A 12,623-nucleotide genomic window follows, 5' to 3' on the forward strand; every position below is an offset into this window, starting at 1 on the left:
ATCGGCGCATCTTTGCCAAGTGGAAACAATAGCGCAGTCTTAACAAGATTTATTCCATTTCTCGTGGTACGAGTCCTTCAATTGTTAAACGGATGACCACCACTCACTTCGGTAAGTCCGGCCAGCTCTGACCAATGTCGCTACCCCCTTGACGCCGCGGTCAGAGCCGGTCGGACACCTTATTTCTAGCCCCCCGAATTCTATTCAAACCGGTGGTAGAATCGCGCGCATATGTGCTAGGTCTAGCGGTATGGCGCAAACGAACCCCAATATCAGCGAAAACAGACCGGTCATCCGGCAGCTAGACGATGCCGCCATTAATCGGATCGCTGCAGGTGAAGTGGTGGAACGTCCGGCCTCGGCGGTTAAAGAGCTGGTCGAAAATGCAATCGATGCCGGGGCGACTCGGGTTGCGATTGATATCGCGGATGGCGGGAAGACGTTGATTCGCGTCACCGACGATGGTTGCGGCATAACTGCAACGGATCTGCCATTGGCGTTGTCGCGCCATGCGACCTCTAAGATCGATGGATCTGATCTGCTCAATATCCACACGTTTGGATTTCGGGGTGAGGCATTGCCGTCTTTGGGGGCTGTCGGACGTCTGACCATCACCAGCCGGGTGCCGGGTTCGGATGCAGCTCAGATCCACGTGTCCGGCGGCAAGATGGAGGCGGTGAAACCTGCGGCCTTGCGCGCGGGTACAGTGGTTGAACTGCGCGATCTGTTTTTCGCCACGCCGGCTCGGCTGAAATTCATGCGTACCGACCGGGCCGAGGCGCAGGCGATCACCGATACGGTCAAGCGTCTGGCGATGGCTGAACCGGCGATCACATTTACACTGCGCGACGTCTCGGGAGGCGGCGAAGGGCGGGTGACCTTTCGCGCGGATCGTGAGAATGGCGATTTGTTCGACGCCTTGCACGCCCGATTGGCCCGCGTGATAGGACGTGAGTTCGCCGAGAATGCTCTGCAGATTGATGCGACGCGCGAAGGTATCCGGTTGTATGGCTACGCTGCCTTGCCAACCTATTCGCGCGGTGCTGCGGTTGCGCAGTACCTGTTCGTCAATGGCCGTCCCGTGCGGGATAAGATGCTGACAGGTGCGCTGCGGGCGGCGTATTTCGATTTCCTCAGTCGCGACCGTCACCCGGCGGCAGCGCTGTTCATTGATTGTGACCCGACGCTGGTGGATGTGAACGTCCATCCGGCGAAATCTGAGGTTCGTTTCCGTGATCCCGGCGTGGCCCGGGGACTGATCGTTTCGGCGCTGCGCCATGCTCTGGCCGAGGCTGGGCATCGGGCCTCGACCACTGTTGCCAATGCGACCTTGGGTGCGATGCGGCCCGAACCGGCCCAGCCCGCTCCGGCGCGAGTGTATCAGATGGATCGGCCATCGCTCGCGGCACGACAGATGGCTTATCAGGCGCAGGCGCCTGGCTTTGCCGAACTGTCCCGCGACTATAGCGGAAGTGTGGTCGAATCTGCTCCGGTGGTCCCGGTTGCCGCTGAAAAACCTGCGCCGCAAGACCTGCCCTTGGGTGCCGCGCGTGGTCAGGTTCACGAGAATTACATCATCGCCCAGACCGCCGATGGTATGGTGATCGTTGACCAGCACGCGGCGCATGAGCGGCTGGTCTATGAAAAGCTCAAAAACCAGATGGCCGAAAATGGCGTTGCCGCTCAGGCACTGTTGATCCCCGAGATTGTCGAATTATCCGAGGGAGACTGTGCGCGTCTGATGGCCGTAGCCGATGATCTTTCCCGCTTTGGCCTGACCATTGAGCCCTTCGGAGGCGGAGCTGTCGCCGTGCGTGAAACCCCGGCCATCCTGGGTGAAGTCGACGCCCGCGCGATGATCCTCGACATCCTTGATGAACTGGCCGATCAGGGCGAAAGCCAGATGGTACAGGCACGGATTGAGGCGATCCTCAGCCGGGTGGCTTGCCACGGCTCGGTCCGCTCTGGCCGTCGGATGCGGGCCGAGGAAATGAACGCTCTGCTGCGCGAGATGGAGGCGACGCCTCATTCCGGTCAGTGCAACCATGGGCGGCCAACACATGTGGAATTGAAGCTGGCCGATATCGAGCGTTTGTTCGGCCGCAGTTGATCCCGTGCGTTTGGCGCGGTAAGAAGAATAAAACAAGAACATCCGAGGCGATATGATCGAGATTGCTGGCACCCAAGTTGCATTGAACGACCCCGTGATCCTGATTGCGGGTGGAGTGGTGGCATTGATCCTGCTTCTGCTGTTTATGTCCATGCGCGCGGCGCAGCGCTCGGCCCGGATGGCGGAGCCTCTGGCCCGACAGATGGCGCATCTGGGCCAGCATGTGCAGCAGTTGGGGCAGGGGCAGGAGCAACTGCGCGGCGGATTGCAGCATGTTTCGGACACGCAAGCCAATGCGCAGGTCCAGGTGATCCAGACAGTCGAATCCCGCCTGTCCTCGGTCCAGCAGCAGATGAACGACCGGCTGGCGGATAACGCGATGAAATCGGCGCGTGCTCTGGCTGAGATGCAGGAGCGGATGAAGGAATCGCTGCATGGGTCGTCAAAGCAGACTGCGACTTCGCTGACGCAATTGCAGGAACGTCTGGCAGCCATCGACAAGGCGCAGGACAATATCACCAAGCTCTCGGGCGATGTTCTGTCGCTGCAGGATATCCTGTCGAACAAACAAACCCGCGGTGCGTTTGGTGAGATTCAGCTGAACGATATCGTCTCCAAAGCGCTGCCTACAGACAGTTTTAAGCTTCAGGCGACGCTGTCGAACGGGCGTAGGGCGGATTGCTTGATCAACCTGCCGAACCCTCCGGGCCCGATTGTGATCGACAGCAAATTCCCGTTGGAGGCTTATGAGGCGCTGATTGGTGCCACCAACGATATGGAACTGAAAGCTGCAGTGCAAATGTTCCGGAGCACCGTGCGCAAACACATCAACGACATTGCCGAGAAATATATCCTCGACGGTGAAACCGCAGATGGCGCGCTGATGTTCCTGCCGTCCGAGGCGGTCTATGCCGAGCTGCATGCCAAGTTTCCCGAGCTGGTGCAGGAGAGTTTTTCGAAGCGGGTCTGGATCGTCTCGCCCACCACCTGCATGGCGACGCTGAATACGATGCGCGCGATCCTGAAAGATGCGCGAATGCGGGAGCAGGCCGGAGCGATCCGCAAGGAACTGGGCATGCTGCACAAGGATGTTGACCGATTGGGCGAACGTGTGTCCAACCTCGATCGTCATTTCGGGCAGGCGGCCAAGGATATCTCGGAAATCAAGATCAGTGCCGAAAAGGCCGGGCGTCGCGCGCAGCGGTTGGACAACTTCGACTTCGAGGAGCTTGCCCCGGACGATCACACCAATGTCGTACCGCTGGGGAAAACCGAAGGCTGAGCGCTACTGGATCGACAGGTCCAGAGTGTAACCAACTGTTTTGCCCGTATCGCGATCATTTCCCATCAGGTAGACGCGGATCGTATAATCTCCGTCCTCGGGTAGGTCGATCCGGGCTGTATTGCCATCGATTGAGCCGTTATAGATCGCTGCCCCGTCACTGCCAGGAGGCAGGATGTTGAAATAGATCACACCATTGCCATTCGTATCGCTGACTTGCAGGTCGGCGAACATCTCTTGCCCTGATCTGGCGCCCAGGGAGTAGTCAAAATAATCGCTGCCGGTGATCGTGCCGCTGACCATCGTGCCATAATTACCCGGTTCGAATTTCACATCTGCTGAACGCTGTCCCAAGGCAACGCTTGCAAGCCCCGCAAGTAAAGCGCTCAAGATGAAACGTGTTTTCATAGTCTCCTCCGGCTGGGTCAGCGCAGCAAAACCTGCCTGAGTATGTCAGATCCGCAGGAAAGGTTGGAACAGGCGTGGCATCAGTTTGCTGAACTTCAACGGCGCGTCCGTGACTGCCAGACAGATACAGTCTTCCGACAGATCCGCGGTCGGAGTGTGATGCAGATCTTCATCCGCGATTTCGACATCGCCGCGCGCAAAGTGGTCGACCTCGTCCGAAAAGGCACCCTGTAGCACCATGGTCAGCTCAGTTCCGTGATGGCTGTGGTCAGGTACCGCGACGCCAGCTGGAATGAACAGCAGCCGGGCCGTCGCTTCGCGAGTTGTGGGCAGAATCGCCTGTTTGACACCCATCCCGATGGGCTTCCATCTGATCGCGTTCACATCGCCGCCCACATAGTCCTGCAGCGGAGCGGGTAATACCGAACAGCTTGGACGCACGGGCTTCGGGGTTGGCGCACCCTGCGCAATCAGCGCCATGGTTGCGGCCAGAGAGTCATCGGCCATCTGAGCGGGCGCAGGCTGTTCCTCAAGGACGCAGCCCCCAACGGCGTCGAAACTTTCGGCCCGGGCCCGACAGTGATCGCATAAGGAAAGGTGCGTGGCGACCATCAGGTCGAACGCTTCGGGCAGATTGCCTGCGGCATAGGCCATCAGCAGGTCATCCGTCAGGTGATGTTTGATATCGTGTTTCATCGTCTTCATCTCAGTTCATCGCGTGGCGCAAGCGATCCAGCGCCAGCCGTATCCGTGATTTGATCGTGCCCAGGGGCAAGCCGGTCTGTGCTGCGATTTCTCGGTGGCTCAGATCCCCGAAGTAGGCCTTCTCGATCAGCTGTCTTTGCGCCTCGGGCAACGCCGCCATGGCGTCACGCAGCTGCGCGGTCTCCTGTTGCATCACCAGTACATCTTCCTGTTCCGGCTCTGCCTCGGGCCCCCAGCCAAGATCTTCGGGCTCGGGGCGGCGTTGTTTGCGCAACACATCGATGCGTTTGTTACGGGCGATCGTGAACACCCATGTGGCCACGGTCGCGCGCGTCGGATCGAATAGATGCGCCTTATGCCACAAGGTCGCCATAACTTCTTGCGCGCATTCTTCGGCCATCGCGGCGTCAGAGCCTGATTTCATAAGAAACGCTTTGACCCGAGGTGCAAAGTGCTGGAACAGCTCGGCAAAGGCCATCTGATCCTGCGCGTCACGGATGCGGGCGACGTGACTCACCCACTCGGTTCTGGTCCTACAACTGCCGTTCGCGTTGTTCACCGGCTTGCCCTTGCTGCGTTTCTTCGCGAGCAAGGCCTTTGGGGCAGGGCTCTCACCCACCGGATCATCCACGCTCACAGTATCGATCTCTGTAAACATAACCTCATTACGCAGTCGGGCCAAAGCCGGATCACTTCGCACGAATATTTTAATCCATCCTGAGGCCTACTTCGTAGTATCCATATGAAAAGGCCCTGGAATTGGGCGCCGATCGAGCGGCTTGGTGGCCAACTGGAAAGCAAAATGGACCGGATCGACCATATCGCAGGGCATACCTATCACGGACGGAAGGGTGCGATTGAAAACGCATTTCGCTATTCGGTCGACTACATCCTGCTTGATCCGGAAAAAACAGTTGCGACTCCGCTTCTGTTTTCGCTGAACCGGATAAATGTCACGAACTGGCGCAGCCGCGATCACGGAGGTGAACCCGGTAAGGGGGGCGGCGCGATTTGGCTGCGTGAACAGTTCGATAGGATGGGCATTACACAGCCCGCGGAAATCACCTTGCTGACTCAGCCCCGTGTGTTGGGACATGTCTTCAATCCGGTCAGCTTCTGGTTCTGTTTCGACACGGAACAACAGATCTATGCAGTGGTGGCCGAGGTGACCAACACCTATGGTACGCGCCACAGCTACTTGTGCCACAATGCCAATTTTGCACCCATCCAAGCCTCGGATCGCATCGTGGCGGACAAGCTGATGCATGTCTCTCCGTTCCAGAAGATCGAAGGGTCCTATACGTTCCGTTTTGACTACCGACCGGACCGGATCGGTGTCTGGATTGATTATGGCCGCGAGGCCGGAGGTTTGATTGCGACCCTGACCGGATCACGGGAACGATTGAACGATGGGATAATCCTCAAGTCGTTGCTGCGCAGGCCATTTGGTGCGCGCCGCACCTTCGCGTTGATTGTCTGGCAGGCCTTGAAGCTGAAGCTGAAGAAGGCCACGTTCCGCCCGTTCCGGACGGCGCCTGTACCGGATCACCCGGTTTCCCGCGTTCGCGAACCATAAGCCGCACCTGTTTGTTCAAGATCAAAGACTCAGCCCCGTCAGAGTGGTTGTTGTAGGGTTGAGATCGCGAACACGAGGAGTTGGAAATGCTGGAAATCTCGGCAAGAAAAATAGCCCAGGTCGCCATGATGGGGCGTGAATTGGACCGGGCCGAGGGCGAACTGCGTGCGTTTATCGACCGGATGGGTGAAGACGAACAGGCAGAACTGGTCGCCGTCATGTGGATCGGGCGTGAGAGTTTCTTCGCTGAGGATCTGGCCGAGGCCGTCGCCACCGCCAAGTCCGAGGCTTCGACTCCGTGCGCGGATTATCTGATAGGCACGCCGCATCTGTCCGATCACCTTGAAAACGGCCTGGATGCGCTTGGGATATCGGCTGAAGACGTTGAGAACGATCTGATGTAGGCACAGGCTAAGAGGGCAGGTGTGAGAAGCCAGCCCTCCACTATCAATGCTTGAACCGATGACGCCTCCCCAGAGTGGTTTTGTCAAACGAAGAGGCGGACGTGGACAATTGCAAGATGGTCAGCCTAGGGTCCGTGTAGATATGTCTTTGGTTGATTGAATGATCTCAACGATTACTGCCGGCGCCGCTCAACGTCCGTTTTCCTGGATGCGAGTCGCAGCAGTTTTGATGATTTTCGCAACAGCCGGGTCGCGCGCAAACTTGCTTGATCTGGTCTATGCCCAGCAGAAGTAAGCTGCCCTCAGTTCATTAAGCAAAGTTCATGTGTCGTTCCGGCATCGTTAATGCCGAGTTCTTTTCTCAGGTACATCACCGAGCTGGTAATGAAACTTGGAGGAAAACGACATGGCACATGTACATACAGCGAACGCCCAGAAGGGTCTCTTTTTTGGCCTGTTTGCAAATCATGCTGAAGTGAAGGTCGAACAGTTCCGCCGGCGTGCTTACACCAGAACGCTTCGCGAGCTTGAGCGGCTGAGCGATGATCAGTTGCACGATATCGGCATCCCGCGCGATGAGATCAAGCAACGCGCGTATCAGAGCGTCTATCACCACATGCCGTATCGGGCGTAGGTCTAACCGCAATCCGATTGAGGAGGTAGGATCATGCTGGATACGAACCCTGTCAATGATCAGAACCCGTCGACCAGTGCTTTGATGCTGTTTGACCGGGCAATGCAGATGCGCGCGATCCGGAAAGATATCGTCTGTGCGGCTCAGGAATTGAACCGGCTGTCAGACCAAGAGCTTTCTGAATTGGGTATCAACCGTGTCGATGTCGAAACGGTGATTGCACAATTTATCTGAACGCCTGCCCGTCTGTTCGGGAGAGATCAGAACAGCCATTCCTGCGTCGCGGGAATGGCTGTTTGTCTGATTCAGGCAAGGTGATCAACGACCTGCAGATGTTGTGCCAGCCTGTCGATTTCACTCATCCAGCCCTGTACCAGTTTTGGATCGCTGGGAGCTGCGTGGACGCCAGCGGGGATGGCGCGGTTCTGCACCGCCTCGACGGCCAGTGACACCGGGATTGAGACCAGGCGCGCCATGGCAGTGCCGCGCGCATCGCCCCAGGCGTCCATGACATAGGTTTTGTTCCAGACCGGAATACCGTCCTTTTCGGCCTTCAGGCCAACACACAATACCACGCGGTCAGGTTCGCCTTCATCATAGGCATTCTCGGCCCAGAACTGGTCGGACATCTCTTTCAGGCGGGCGTCGCCTTCGGGTCCCGAGAGGGTTTCGATCTCGGTGAACACGTCAGACCACGCATCGGCCCAACCGTTCAGGCGCAAAGTGCCGCGGACGAATTCCTTGACCGGCCAGTGATCCTCGAACTGATACTCGGCCATGAAAGGGAGCGAGTCGCGGTTGGGGTAGACCTCAAAGCTTTCCGGTGTCGGCAGCGGCGCGATATAGCTGGTGATCGCATCCCACGGGCGGGCGACGTCCAGCGGAGCGTAGTCGCGGATGGATTTCGATGGTGAGCGCAGTGCTTTGAGTACACCCAGTGGCGACCAGCTGAACTTATAGCGGAACGGGTTGGGGTTCTTGGGAATGCCGCCGCAGTATGAGATGAAGCTTAGGTGGTTCTGCGCACCGAACGCGTCTGAAGCGCGGTAGTCTGCGACCAGGGCGTGCGCCATCAGGTGGTCGATGCCCGGGTCTAATCCGACCTCATTGACCAGCGCGACACCCGCTTCACGTGCTTTGTCATCCAATGCGCGCATCTCGGGCGCGATGTAAGAGGATGAGACAAAATTGGCCTCTTTCGAGATCGCCAGCTCCGCCAGCGGCACGTGCCAATCGCCCGGCAGCATGGAGACGATCACGTCACCTTTTTCCAACACCTCGCCCAGAGCGCCGATGTCGAACGCCCGGATGTCATCGGTCATGTCTCCGACCTCGGCCTTGGCCTTGTCGATCGTTCGGTTCCAGACGGTGACCTTGTGCCCGCCTTCGATCAGGCGCCGCAGGCCGGGGATGGCCGACAGGCCGGTACCACACCAGTGAATCGTCATCGCTCAGATCCCTTCGATATGAGTTTTGTAAGTTGCTTCTGCCCGGCCCCAGACACCGCTGTCCAGATCGGTCAGGGTCAGCAAAGACGGCAGCAATTGCGCCGCATAGTCTTCCGAGCTTTCGACCGGCAGCATCGATGGCAGGTTGTCGATGGCCATGACGTCCATCACCGGGTTGGTCGCCACGCGCAGGGCCGGCGCGCCCCATGTGGTGGCGCGGTCATAGACCGGCACCGGGTTGTAATCGCTGTCCGGGTCGCAGGCGACATCGCCAATGGCGGTCAGCTTGCGCGGTGCGGTCAGAGCTTCGCGCGGAACAAAGACCGGGGTGCCGGGGCGCGCGAAGATGCAATTCAGGAACAGGTCGTGGTTCAGGATTTCCGGAAAAGGCCCGCCGCTTGCGGTCTCGGCCATGTCCCATTTGGTGACTTTGACACCCATGGCCTCGCAGAGGTCTGCAGCTCCGGTGCCCACACGACCCAAAGCTCCGATGACGATGGCGTCAGGACGCGCCGCACCCGTAGCGTCCAGTTCGGCCAGCAGCTCGGCGTTCAGTGCATCTTTGTTGCCGTAAACTCCAACGGGCGGGCATTCTTCGCCTCGTTGCTGCGCGGCCCATGTTTTCAGCGTGACCGCAGCCCCGGCATAACCGGCCCAATAGCCAAAGGCGGCAACCCGGCGGCCACCTTCCTCGACCAGATATTCCAAATCATAAAGCGTGCCGCCGCCAATCTTGAAACGCTGCAACAGCGCGCGACCGGAATGCTGACCCTTATAGGCATGGCCGAACATGATATGGCGGTGGGGCAGGGGCGTGCCGTCCTCGGGCAGTTCCTTGAGGCCGAAGATAATCGCGTCACGCGGCGCATCTGGCCAAGAATTCTCAGCAGCGATCTCACAGCCCGCGTCCTTATATCCATCAATCGGGATGGCCCGGACGGAGCTTTCTTCGACCGTTACACGGATACCTGCGGCGATCAGGGCGGCGGCGCCTTCGGGGGTCAGTCCGACCCGTTCCTCGTTCGGGCGCTGTTCTGCCCGGACCCAGAGATGTGTCATTCCTATTCCTTTTGTCAGAGCATTCCGGCGGCGCGCACCGCCTGTACCGAAGGCCGGGCCTCCATCGCTTCACGGAAGGCGACGATCTTGGGAAAGGCTGAGACGTCAACGCCATCGCCTTCCAGCCAGCTGCAGACCACGTAGAGATAAGCGTCGGCCAGCGAGAACGCCTCGCCCAACACAAACGGCCCACGCAGCCCGTTCGACGAGATATAGTCGCAGGACGCGGTCATGTTTTGCGCGACTTTGTCCTTCATGTCTTTCCAGCTGGATTTCTTGTCTGCCCAACGGGGCCCGCGCAGCTTATGGGCATGGTTCACATGCATGGTCGAGGCCAGATAGTACATCACCTCTCGCATCCTTGCGGCCATTACGGGGTCTTCAGGGACCAGCCCGGCCTGTGGTGCGATGGTGGCAATATAGTCCAACAGCGCGCCGGTTTCGGTCAGGATGCCGCCCTCGACCGCCAGCGCCGGAACCCGGCCCTTGGGATTTATCTGCTTATAGGCGGGCTTGGTCTGCTCGGCCCCGGCAAAATCCAGCTTGATGGCTTCATAGTCCAGCCCTGCCTCTTCCAAGGCAATCGCGACGGCGATCGAGATGGTGCGTGGGGCATAGTAAAGCTGCATCGGGGCCTCCTTAAAGGTGGGTCTGCGCGTATTGCCGGTCGGGCGCTTCCAGATGGGGCACAGCGTTGAACAGAACGGGGCTCAGCTGTGTGCCAATCGGGTGCAGACGATGCATCGACGTATTCATGATGGCAAGGGCCACCCGCGCCATCGACGGAATGTCCAGGCCCATGGCCTGCCGCACCACCATCGAGATCAACCCGCCCGAGGTCACGATGATTGCTGGCCCACCCTCGGTGCCGATGTCGTGCAGCGCGTCAGATACACGCGTGTCGAACTCTTCAAAGGTCTCTGGCGCATCCTCGATCTCGCCCCGGGACCAGGCAGAGAAGGTGCGTGGCAGATGTTCGATAAAGCCTTCACGGTCGGTCGGAACCTCGACCCCGTGCTGCTGGTGAAACAATTGGGCGAGCGTGAAATACTCGATCTCGTTGAGCCGCGCGTCACGGATCGGCTCGGACAATCCCATGCTGTTTGCGGTTTCCACATGGCGGTTCAGGGTGCCACAATAAACGCGGGGATAGTGGGTGCGCGTGTCACGCAAATGCGCACCCAACCAACGTGCCTGCTGATGGCCCAAATCACTGAGCCTGTCATAGCTCAGCTCATCCCGCGCGGTTGTATTGGCCTGCCCGTGGCGCACCAGTGTGATATGTGACATGACGATCCCTCTTGGTCTGACGTCTTAGGGCAGGTTCGGGGCCGGGGCCAGAGGGGTTTCGCATGCGCTTCAAAAAACTCCTGTGCCCGGTGCGCTTTATCGTTATGGTCGCTCCGAGAGGGAGGACCCATGGCTGTTGATCACACACGGTTTCTGGCCGATTTGCACAAGCTGCGGTCTTTCGGATCTTCGGGTGTTGGCAAGGGCGTTGTCCGCCCTGCCTATTCCGAGGCCGACATTGCCGCGCGCCAATGGTTGGCTGGGCGCATGAGCGATGCCGGTCTGACACCGCATTTTGATCCGGTTGGGAGCCTGTTTGGTCTGGCCGAAAGGCCGTCGCTGTTGATGGGGTCGCATTCCGACAGTCAACCCGAAGGCGGCTGGCTGGACGGCGCTTTGGGGGTCATTGCAGCGTTGGAAATCGCGCGTTCCAGTGACCGGCCTATCTCGGTCGTCAGCTTTCAGGACGAAGAAGGGCGGTTCGGCGTCACCACTGGGTCGGCGGTCTGGTCGGGTGGATTGCCTCTGGCAAAGGCAGACGGTCTGACGGATGGCGCGGGCATCAGCTTCGGCACGGCAAGGGCATCGATGGCCGGGCTTGCTGAAGGTTTTGTCGATCCCGCGCGGTTCAACGGCTTTATCGAAATGCATATTGAACAAGGCCCCGCGCTGGATGCCGCTGGAGAACAGATCGGAGTCGTGACCGATATCGTCGGCATTCGCGACATGGCGATCACCTTCGAGGGGCAGCAGAACCACGCCGGAACCACACCGATGCATCTGCGCCGCGATGCGTTTCAGGCGCTGTCTTTATTCAACGCGCGTCTGAATGACCTGTTTCGCAATATCGTCACGCCGCAAACCGTCTGGACCATCGGGCGTGTTGATTTGCATCCAAACGCGTCCTCCATCGTGCCGGGTCGCGTTCGCTTCTCGATGCAATGGCGCGATGGCGATGCCGACCGGCTGGTGCGTATGGAAGAGATCATCCGCGCCACCGCGCAACAGGTGGCCGGGGAACTGGGGATGGAGCTGAGTTACGGCCCGATGCTGGGGCTGGAACCAGTCAGCATGGACCCAACCCTGCGCGGCGCGCTGGAGGCGGGCGCGCAAGCGGTCGCGCCTGGCAAATGGCGCAGGATGCCATCGGGTGCATTGCACGACGCTACCAATGTCTCGCGGCTCATGCCGGTTGCGATGCTGTTCGTGCCATCAATCAACGGAATCAGCCATGATTTCGCCGAGGATACGGCCGAAGATGACCTGGTCGCGGGTCTTCGCGTGCTGGATCACGCTGTTCATGCCTTGAGGTGATCTGCGCGATAAAGCGCAGTGAAAATACAAATTTTACAGCAGTTTGACCTGCGTTAAGCAAAACTCAAACGCACCATGCCCTCTGATATGCGTTGTGTTTCCATAGGCGGCGTATATGGAGTGTTGCCTAACGGAAAAAAGTTTCCTATAGGAACATTATTGATGCATACGCCCGTATACTGACGCTTTGAGATGCCGGAGAAATCCTGAATTCCAAGGCTGAATCGTTGCAATATGCGTAGCTTGGGTCAGACTGATGGGCATGCGTTGCAGCCATTAGATACAAAATGAAGGTACCCGCCATGACCGAATTAAAGCGCACTCCTTTGTACTCGTTGCATGTTGAGTTGGGGGGTAAGTTGGTTGATTTTGCTGGTTGGGAGATGCCTGTTC

General features: G+C 58.7%; 14 protein-coding genes. 7 read left to right on the top strand and 7 right to left on the bottom strand.

Annotated elements, in window-relative coordinates; translation table 11 throughout:
- Positions 1 to 250 precede the first annotated feature (250 nt).
- Both mutL and ACR0IV_RS18025 read left to right on the top strand, forming a co-directional pair.
- A complete protein-coding gene (gene mutL, locus ACR0IV_RS18020; RefSeq protein WP_480659883.1) occupies positions 251 to 2,110 on the top strand; it encodes a DNA mismatch repair endonuclease MutL in 1,860 nt (619 codons plus the stop codon).
- 52 nt (positions 2,111 to 2,162) lie between these two features.
- On the top strand, positions 2,163 to 3,392 hold the full coding sequence (locus tag ACR0IV_RS18025; protein ID WP_480471635.1) for a DNA recombination protein RmuC: 1,230 nt from the start codon (positions 2,163 to 2,165) through the stop codon (positions 3,390 to 3,392).
- 3 nt (positions 3,393 to 3,395) lie between these two features.
- Here the strand turns inward: ACR0IV_RS18025 and ACR0IV_RS18030 are convergent, their stop codons facing one another.
- Genes ACR0IV_RS18030 through ACR0IV_RS18040 form a run of 3 tightly spaced genes read right to left on the bottom strand, consistent with a single transcriptional unit; the run spans position 3,396 to position 5,163 of the window.
- Complete coding sequence (locus ACR0IV_RS18030) at positions 3,396 to 3,800, bottom strand: hypothetical protein (protein ID WP_480659882.1); 405 nt, start codon at positions 3,798 to 3,800, stop codon at positions 3,396 to 3,398.
- Positions 3,801 to 3,845: 45 nt separating this feature from the next.
- A complete protein-coding gene (locus ACR0IV_RS18035; RefSeq protein ID WP_480659880.1) occupies positions 3,846 to 4,496 on the bottom strand; it encodes a ChrR family anti-sigma-E factor in 651 nt (216 codons plus the stop codon).
- A 10-nt stretch (positions 4,497 to 4,506) separates the two neighbouring features.
- The gene (locus tag ACR0IV_RS18040) at positions 4,507 to 5,163 is read right to left on the bottom strand and encodes a sigma-70 family RNA polymerase sigma factor (protein ID WP_480659878.1); all 657 of its coding nucleotides are present in this window, start codon (positions 5,161 to 5,163) and stop codon (positions 4,507 to 4,509) included.
- Between the two features lie 144 nt (positions 5,164 to 5,307).
- Here ACR0IV_RS18040 and ACR0IV_RS18045 point away from each other — a divergent pair, with 144 nt between their 5' ends.
- The 4 genes from ACR0IV_RS18045 (at position 5,308) to ACR0IV_RS18060 (ending at position 7,353) form a co-directional block, all read left to right on the top strand.
- Positions 5,308 to 6,081 (top strand): DUF1365 domain-containing protein, encoded by a 774-nt coding sequence (locus tag ACR0IV_RS18045; RefSeq protein ID WP_480659876.1) that lies wholly within the window; start codon positions 5,308 to 5,310, stop codon positions 6,079 to 6,081.
- A gap of 86 nt (positions 6,082 to 6,167) precedes the next feature.
- Positions 6,168 to 6,485: a DUF3775 domain-containing protein gene (locus ACR0IV_RS18050; RefSeq protein ID WP_480471640.1), complete on the top strand. Its 318-nt coding sequence runs from the start codon at positions 6,168 to 6,170 to the stop codon at positions 6,483 to 6,485.
- Between the two features lie 406 nt (positions 6,486 to 6,891).
- Positions 6,892 to 7,119, top strand: a complete 228-nt coding sequence (locus ACR0IV_RS18055; protein WP_480659874.1) for a DUF1127 domain-containing protein — start codon at positions 6,892 to 6,894, stop codon at positions 7,117 to 7,119.
- 33 nt (positions 7,120 to 7,152) lie between these two features.
- Positions 7,153 to 7,353 (top strand): DUF1127 domain-containing protein, encoded by a 201-nt coding sequence (locus ACR0IV_RS18060; protein WP_480471642.1) that lies wholly within the window; start codon positions 7,153 to 7,155, stop codon positions 7,351 to 7,353.
- A 71-nt stretch (positions 7,354 to 7,424) separates the two neighbouring features.
- On the opposite strand, the gene ACR0IV_RS18065 is transcribed toward ACR0IV_RS18060, so the two are convergent.
- From ACR0IV_RS18065 to ACR0IV_RS18080, 4 genes are read right to left on the bottom strand one after another with little or no spacing between them, the layout of a single operon-like run.
- A complete protein-coding gene (locus ACR0IV_RS18065; RefSeq protein WP_480659873.1) occupies positions 7,425 to 8,567 on the bottom strand; it encodes a saccharopine dehydrogenase family protein in 1,143 nt (380 codons plus the stop codon).
- Between the two features lie 3 nt (positions 8,568 to 8,570).
- Positions 8,571 to 9,626 (bottom strand): saccharopine dehydrogenase, encoded by a 1,056-nt coding sequence (locus ACR0IV_RS18070; RefSeq protein ID WP_480659872.1) that lies wholly within the window; start codon positions 9,624 to 9,626, stop codon positions 8,571 to 8,573.
- Positions 9,627 to 9,640: 14 nt separating this feature from the next.
- Positions 9,641 to 10,255, bottom strand: a complete 615-nt coding sequence (locus ACR0IV_RS18075; RefSeq protein WP_480659871.1) for a glutathione S-transferase family protein — start codon at positions 10,253 to 10,255, stop codon at positions 9,641 to 9,643.
- Between the two features lie 10 nt (positions 10,256 to 10,265).
- A complete protein-coding gene (locus tag ACR0IV_RS18080; RefSeq protein WP_480659870.1) occupies positions 10,266 to 10,916 on the bottom strand; it encodes a histidine phosphatase family protein in 651 nt (216 codons plus the stop codon).
- A 129-nt stretch (positions 10,917 to 11,045) separates the two neighbouring features.
- Between ACR0IV_RS18080 and ACR0IV_RS18085 the strand changes: the two genes are divergently transcribed.
- Positions 11,046 to 12,230 carry a Zn-dependent hydrolase gene (locus ACR0IV_RS18085; RefSeq protein WP_480659869.1) on the top strand — a complete coding sequence of 395 codons (1,185 nt, stop codon included), beginning with the start codon at positions 11,046 to 11,048 and terminating at the stop codon, positions 12,228 to 12,230.
- The last annotated feature ends 393 nt before the right edge of the window (positions 12,231 to 12,623 follow it).

The organism is Ruegeria sp. C2, assembly GCF_056537765.1.

Bases quoted from the DNA above. Each gene is read 5' to 3' on its own strand.
- mutL (WP_480659883.1), top strand. From the start codon at position 251: ATGGCGCAAACGAACCCCAATATCAGCGAAAACAGACCGGTCATCCGG.
- ACR0IV_RS18025 (WP_480471635.1), top strand. From the start codon at position 2,163: ATGATCGAGATTGCTGGCACCCAAGTTGCATTGAACGACCCCGTGATC.
- ACR0IV_RS18030 (WP_480659882.1), bottom strand. From the start codon at position 3,800: ATGAAAACACGTTTCATCTTGAGCGCTTTACTTGCGGGGCTTGCAAGC.
- ACR0IV_RS18035 (WP_480659880.1), bottom strand. From the start codon at position 4,496: ATGAAACACGATATCAAACATCACCTGACGGATGACCTGCTGATGGCC.
- ACR0IV_RS18040 (WP_480659878.1), bottom strand. From the start codon at position 5,163: ATGTTTACAGAGATCGATACTGTGAGCGTGGATGATCCGGTGGGTGAG.
- ACR0IV_RS18045 (WP_480659876.1), top strand. From the start codon at position 5,308: ATGGACCGGATCGACCATATCGCAGGGCATACCTATCACGGACGGAAG.
- ACR0IV_RS18050 (WP_480471640.1), top strand. From the start codon at position 6,168: ATGCTGGAAATCTCGGCAAGAAAAATAGCCCAGGTCGCCATGATGGGG.
- ACR0IV_RS18055 (WP_480659874.1), top strand. From the start codon at position 6,892: ATGGCACATGTACATACAGCGAACGCCCAGAAGGGTCTCTTTTTTGGC.
- ACR0IV_RS18060 (WP_480471642.1), top strand. From the start codon at position 7,153: ATGCTGGATACGAACCCTGTCAATGATCAGAACCCGTCGACCAGTGCT.
- ACR0IV_RS18065 (WP_480659873.1), bottom strand. From the start codon at position 8,567: ATGACGATTCACTGGTGTGGTACCGGCCTGTCGGCCATCCCCGGCCTG.
- ACR0IV_RS18070 (WP_480659872.1), bottom strand. From the start codon at position 9,626: ATGACACATCTCTGGGTCCGGGCAGAACAGCGCCCGAACGAGGAACGG.
- ACR0IV_RS18075 (WP_480659871.1), bottom strand. From the start codon at position 10,255: ATGCAGCTTTACTATGCCCCACGCACCATCTCGATCGCCGTCGCGATT.
- ACR0IV_RS18080 (WP_480659870.1), bottom strand. From the start codon at position 10,916: ATGTCACATATCACACTGGTGCGCCACGGGCAGGCCAATACAACCGCG.
- ACR0IV_RS18085 (WP_480659869.1), top strand. From the start codon at position 11,046: ATGGCTGTTGATCACACACGGTTTCTGGCCGATTTGCACAAGCTGCGG.